Source organism: Polynucleobacter sp. 35-46-11 (genome assembly GCF_002281105.1).
Genome location: NZ_NCFJ01000156.1, coordinates 1 through 4992, shown reverse-complemented (window position 1 = coordinate 4992; position 4992 = coordinate 1). Strand labels below are relative to the sequence as shown.

5 protein-coding genes and 1 other RNA gene are annotated in these 4992 nt (G+C 46.8%); 3 read left to right on the top strand and 3 right to left on the bottom strand.

The genetic code is table 11. The features are described from left to right. Positions 1-24 precede the first annotated feature (24 nt). Positions 25-351, top strand: a complete 327-nt coding sequence (locus tag B7Y67_RS10680; RefSeq protein ID WP_293598628.1) for a helix-turn-helix domain-containing protein — start codon at positions 25-27, stop codon at positions 349-351. A 156-nt stretch (positions 352-507) separates the two neighbouring features. Here B7Y67_RS10680 and B7Y67_RS10675 read toward each other — a convergent pair whose 3' ends face one another. Both B7Y67_RS10675 and B7Y67_RS10670 read right to left on the bottom strand, forming a co-directional pair. Beyond that, positions 508-2283: an ATP-binding protein gene (locus B7Y67_RS10675; RefSeq protein WP_293598627.1), complete on the bottom strand. Its 1776-nt coding sequence runs from the start codon at positions 2281-2283 to the stop codon at positions 508-510. Then, positions 2280-3422: an SIR2 family protein gene (locus B7Y67_RS10670; protein WP_293598626.1), complete on the bottom strand. Its 1143-nt coding sequence runs from the start codon at positions 3420-3422 to the stop codon at positions 2280-2282. Before B7Y67_RS10670 ends, B7Y67_RS10675 begins: the two co-directional genes overlap by 4 nt. 427 nt (positions 3423-3849) lie before the next feature. Between B7Y67_RS10670 and B7Y67_RS10665 the strand changes: the two genes are divergently transcribed. Next, entirely contained in the window at positions 3850-4167 is a 318-nt protein-coding gene (locus B7Y67_RS10665) for a hypothetical protein (RefSeq protein WP_293598625.1), read from the top strand. Beyond that, a complete protein-coding gene (locus tag B7Y67_RS10660; protein ID WP_293598624.1) occupies positions 4164-4544 on the top strand; it encodes a hypothetical protein in 381 nt (126 codons plus the stop codon). Before B7Y67_RS10665 ends, B7Y67_RS10660 begins: the two co-directional genes overlap by 4 nt. A 349-nt stretch (positions 4545-4893) precedes the next feature. On the opposite strand, the gene ssrA is transcribed toward B7Y67_RS10660, so the two are convergent. Continuing rightward, positions 4894-4992: a transfer-messenger RNA gene (gene ssrA / locus B7Y67_RS10655) on the bottom strand; the annotation flags it as partial.

Sequence of the window (4992 nt, the reverse complement as noted above, 5' to 3'; positions counted from 1 at the left end):
GAAAATGACCCCATGAGGTCAAAAATGAAAATTGAAAAAAACCTACTTGCTGAATTGGCAAAAGCCTTAAAAGCCGAACGCAAGCGTCAAAAGCTTTCGCGGGAAGAAACAGCATCTGTGTGTGATGTAAGTTCTTCTTTCATTAGAGATGCAGAAGCTAATCCCGAAAATTGCAGTCTTGGCAAGATGGTCAGACTCATCACGGGCTTAGGACTCAGCCTTGACCTTGCCGGCCTATCTGAATCAATAGAAAAAGTGCAGCCACATAAGTTCAGTAATCGAAAACCAACCAAGCGATCTGACTTTGAGGTCTCAGAAGATCAAATCATTAAGCAAAGCCGCACATGTTAAGTGGTGCGAAATTAAGGTGGTTATGCGCCATTTATATTGAGTCTGTGTGACTGGTATGCAGCGGTTGCAATCGTTCGTGCGTTATCTGTCGACCGAACACTTTCGAGCACATACCTGACATTGTCGTGTAAGCGCTGCCCGCATCGAAGGTTGGTTTCAGGCTGGTGGTAATGCCCAAAGCTCTTGTAGGTCGACGTCATCACTACTGGGGCGATGCTCCTTCAGCAGTGGGTCAATCTTCAGGATCATGGGAAGGTCGAATGCCGTGCCTGTAACCACGCAGCAACCTTTGGCAAGGGTGGGTATCAGCGCCTTGGAGGACGTGTCCAGCGTGCTGATGGTGTTATCCAACAGCATGAGGTCGCGCTCGTTGACCAGCCGGTGGATGAAGAAGTTGTGGATCTGCGAAACGATAGTGGGCGAGATGTCAGCTGGTCGCTGGCTGGATAGAGTGAGGTAGACGCCGTACTTGCGCCCCTCCTTAATGATCTCCTCAAAAAGCTCAAGTCGGTAGTCTTTCCAAATTTCATGCTCGCGGGTGGACTGTTCCGACAGGATGTTGTGAGCCTCGTCAATTATGAGATGAAGAGTCCTGGTTGGGGGGCTCTTTAAGTTCTCTGAATCCTTGTGATTCGTGTAGAAGTTCTTGGCGATGAGTAGCGGTAAGATTTTCTTGATTTCATTCTTACACTTCTTGAGCGAAATGACATGCAGTAGATGTGGCGGTGGTGGCACATCCACGATTTCAAGCACGTTGCTAAGGGCTGCGATGGATGACTTCGCTCTAGAAAGCACCGGCTGAATGTGCTCGTATTGGGCATATCCCAGCACGACATCTGAACAAAGCTGAAGGTAGCACCTCAGAATAAGTTCTGTGAACTGGTCCATGTCGGCAACATCCACGTGCTGCTCTAGGAGTGGCTTGAGATGGGCTACAAAACCGTCACTGTCAGAGTTATAGAAGTTGCCGTCTGCATCTTTGAAATACTTGTGCTTAGAGTTGTAGATGATTCCCTTTAGGTGATCTTGCAGTTCTTCGCAATCAATGATTCTGGCTATCTCACGGCTCATTTCAAGCGCATCAGGTTTTGGCTCACCAGCACTGAAAACCTTCTCAAAGGTTTTTTCAATGTAACGCTCAAGTGACACGCCCTTGAATCTCTCCTTGCCAGTTAGAACGCGCCGTAGGAATGGTTGCTGAGTGTTGGTCGTGGCCTGAAAGAGCAAGCTGAGGGTTTCAGCATCCCAGAAATGGGAGGCCTCAATTTTGAATTTGTGGTTACCTTTCTTGGAATCCAGCACCGTTATCTGCTTGTCCTTGGCGGGCAGGATCTGCTCCTCGGTGTATTCGCCATTGAAGTCAATGATGACGAACTGACTCTTGTGCTTGAGAGCGGGAAGCTTTTCGTTGAAGAGAGTTGTATAGAGCTTTGCCAGGGTGTTGGACTTGCCGCTGCCCGTATTGCCAAAAATTCCAAGGTGGCTGTTAAAAATTCGTGCCCATGGCAGGTTGATGGGTACGTTTTCCTTAAGCATTGAGCCAATGGAAAAGTTGCTCTTGCCATCGGTGCCGTAAATTTCACCCACCATGAGTTCACTGAGCAGAGATGCCTTATCCCTGATCATCGGCATGTACTTCACGCCTTCAAAGAACTTGTCATCCACAATGTAGCCAATGGGGCGAACCTCTACCTTGCGGATGTACTGAGTCTTATCGGCATCAGCATCCATCTTGCGTTCATCAAGATATTCGCCTTCTACAAGACAAACAATGTCTATAAAACCGCGTTGAATGGAGACATGCTCTCTGAGCGATACACCTCTGTACTTCACTCCATCATAGAAAATAGTTTCATGGCTAGAGTCTTCAAAGATGCGCAGTGATATGCGAATGCCTGATACGGCAATAACTTCGCCTACGACGATGCTCATAGAGCGTCCTTGTCTTTAAACGGTGTTTCATACTTCTCAGGCTTAAGGGAGAAGATGTACTTATTAAAGTTGGTGAAGTCCAGCTTTTCACCATCAGGCGGACCGATGACGATCACGTTCTTCCAGAGCTTGAATTCCTCTCTCATGCTCTCGGCACTGCTTTGGCTGTAGCAACAGATGAATGTCTGAAGTTGAGGGTTGGATAGGGAGCGTTGCACTAGCTTTCTGATGTGCTCATCAGCAAAGGAAAAACCGAAAGTGATTAGGATGGAATTGGGCTTCTCAAGCTCGTAGCTCAAGAACCTGAGCATCTGGTAGTAATGCTCTTCAAAGACCGTCTCGTGAAACTTCCACTTGGTAGGGTTGACGATGGGAAGTTTGTTGTACTCGGTCCAGAACTTTTCTCTTTGTTCAAACGTGAAGGTTACAGATGGAATATTCGCCGTGCTGCCACCATCAGTCACAAGGTACTCGGAAAACTTACCAATCTTCTCCAGCGTCTTTTGATGGATCATGCTCCTGAAGTCGTTGGCATACTTGACTTCAATCTTGTCGCCACTTTTTGACCAGTAGACAGAACCATGGAGATGGATGATGTTTAGCTGTGGGACTCCGTAGTTACTTCGCTCAAAAATACCTGTCTGGCACTGAAAGGTGCTGAAGTTCTTAGCATGCAGGTGCTTTGTGTGAAAACCTGAAGTACCGTCGTTGACCACAAAATCATGCGAACCCTTCATGAGAAGGTTGTCGGCACTGTAAGCCAAGCATCCGTCATAGTTGGTCGTGAAGATGTTGATCTTACGATTGAGATCCTTCCTTCTGTCCATCAGCCCAAGAAGGGTTTTCAGGAAGATTTCATAATTTTCAAGATTGACTTTTCCCTTGTCGGATGAAACTGCACTGGGAGTGAAGGTTTGAACCGGAAAAATGCACGTGTTGTAGTAGTGCATGAACAAGGCAGTTAGCTTCTCCTGCGAATTCTCAAACCTAGCGGCAAGAGTCTCAACCGTCTCCCTTTCACCTTTAGATCCCTTGATTGCGAGAGCAAGAGTTGGGAATAAGTCCGCCGAAGCTCCAGAGCCAATGAGTATGTTGATGTTCTTGTTGTATGTGTCTAATGGCTCAATCGATTCAAACATTTCTGCCCCTCTCTATTTGGCTTCGTAGAAGATAGCATCCAGTCAAAGAGTTCGTGCACGGGTTGGTATCGTCATTTGCTGATCGTACAGGAGCACAAACCGCTGTCCCACTCGTGTTACTGGGACGGGTAGATCCGTCCATCAGTCGGGCGGCACCCAAGCGAATGGCTGCAATCAGCCTAAAACAGCCATCTAGAGAATGAATCTAAGGCTGCCAATTCCGTATTGAATCCGTAACTCCATTAACAAAAGGAGTTACGAAATGGAAAAAGCATATTTCACCGAAGTCGAGTTAGCACTGCGCTGGGACCTAAGTCCCAAGACATTACAGCGCTGGCGAACAGATGGTCGAGGCCCTCACTTCCTCAAATTTTCGAAATGCGTCCGCTACCCCATCGACGAGATCATGGTCTTCGAAAACAAATCGATGCGGGACTCAACATCGTCACGACCAGGTGACATCTATACAACCTACGGCGATGACCTTCTATCCATGAAACAAACCGCCCAAGCCACTGGCTTGCCTCTGTACATCTTCGCAAACATGAAGATCCGAGAGGGACTTAAAGTGCCTCACACAAAAGTCCAAAAGCTTATTCGCTTTAGTTTTGCCGAAGTTAGGAATTGGGCTTTCGCACTTTGTGATGGCAGTGCACAGATTCCGTATGCATTTGAAAATACATCGATCGCTCATGAGCTCATGAAAGCTGCCATTCAATTTCGCAACTCTAGGGTTGTTGAATGACCAAGCGCGAAGATGAAATAAATGAACGACGCCGAGTCAAACTTCAAGAAGACAAGCTCTTCGTGTTTCGTATGAACCTCGACTACTTACTGAGACATCCAGAGTACGAAAGCAAACTCAAAGAATGGCTACCTGATAAGGCAACCATTCGTGCCCTTGTGAATCCGCCCAAACGAAAACCGCCACCACCACCCGATCCAGATTTGCTCACTGAGCAAATGTTGGCGTCACGATGGCATTGCTCATCCTCTCGTTTGCAGTACTGGCGCTCACATGGAATTGGCATCCCGTACACAAAGATGGGTAGCAAGGTGTTGTACAGATTGGAAGACGTCATCGAGTTTGAAAAGAACTCGCTGATTCGACCTCACAGATAGCAACAACTAGCTCGAAATAGGTCAAAAACGTCCACAAGGCACTGCACTACGTTCGAGCTATTTGTTGCTCATTAGAGAAGTTAGCCTTAAAGGGCGTCCACAAGGCTAACTTGTTGATTTCAAATGATTTTCTTAAAAACGTGGGAAGTTCAGAACAAATAGCCAGTCACAGTTGACTAAGAATGAACTTTAGAGCGTTAGAAGCTCGAATTAATTTTTAAAAAACAACTAGCTAAAAATTACGAATTTTGAAAATAAAAATCCCCCAATAATGTTAATTATTGGGGGACATAGGGACTTATTGTCGCCCTTGATTACCCATTGTCCCTTTGGTAGGGCCAATTTTGTGTGGTGGAGCTGGCGGGATTTGAACCCGCGTCCACAAGCCTTTTTCGTACAGTTCTACATGTGTAGTCGTCTGATTTGAGTCTCGCCGTGTGCGTCGCGC

What these genes read in the sequence shown, in the direction of transcription:
- B7Y67_RS10680 (WP_293598628.1), top strand. Translation starts at nt 25, where the DNA reads ATGAAAATTGAAAAAAACCTACTTGCTGAATTGGCAAAAGCCTTAAAA.
- B7Y67_RS10675 (WP_293598627.1), bottom strand. Translation starts at nt 2,283, where the DNA reads ATGAGCATCGTCGTAGGCGAAGTTATTGCCGTATCAGGCATTCGCATA.
- B7Y67_RS10670 (WP_293598626.1), bottom strand. Translation starts at nt 3,422, where the DNA reads ATGTTTGAATCGATTGAGCCATTAGACACATACAACAAGAACATCAAC.
- B7Y67_RS10665 (WP_293598625.1), top strand. Translation starts at nt 3,850, where the DNA reads ATGCGGGACTCAACATCGTCACGACCAGGTGACATCTATACAACCTAC.
- B7Y67_RS10660 (WP_293598624.1), top strand. Translation starts at nt 4,164, where the DNA reads ATGACCAAGCGCGAAGATGAAATAAATGAACGACGCCGAGTCAAACTT.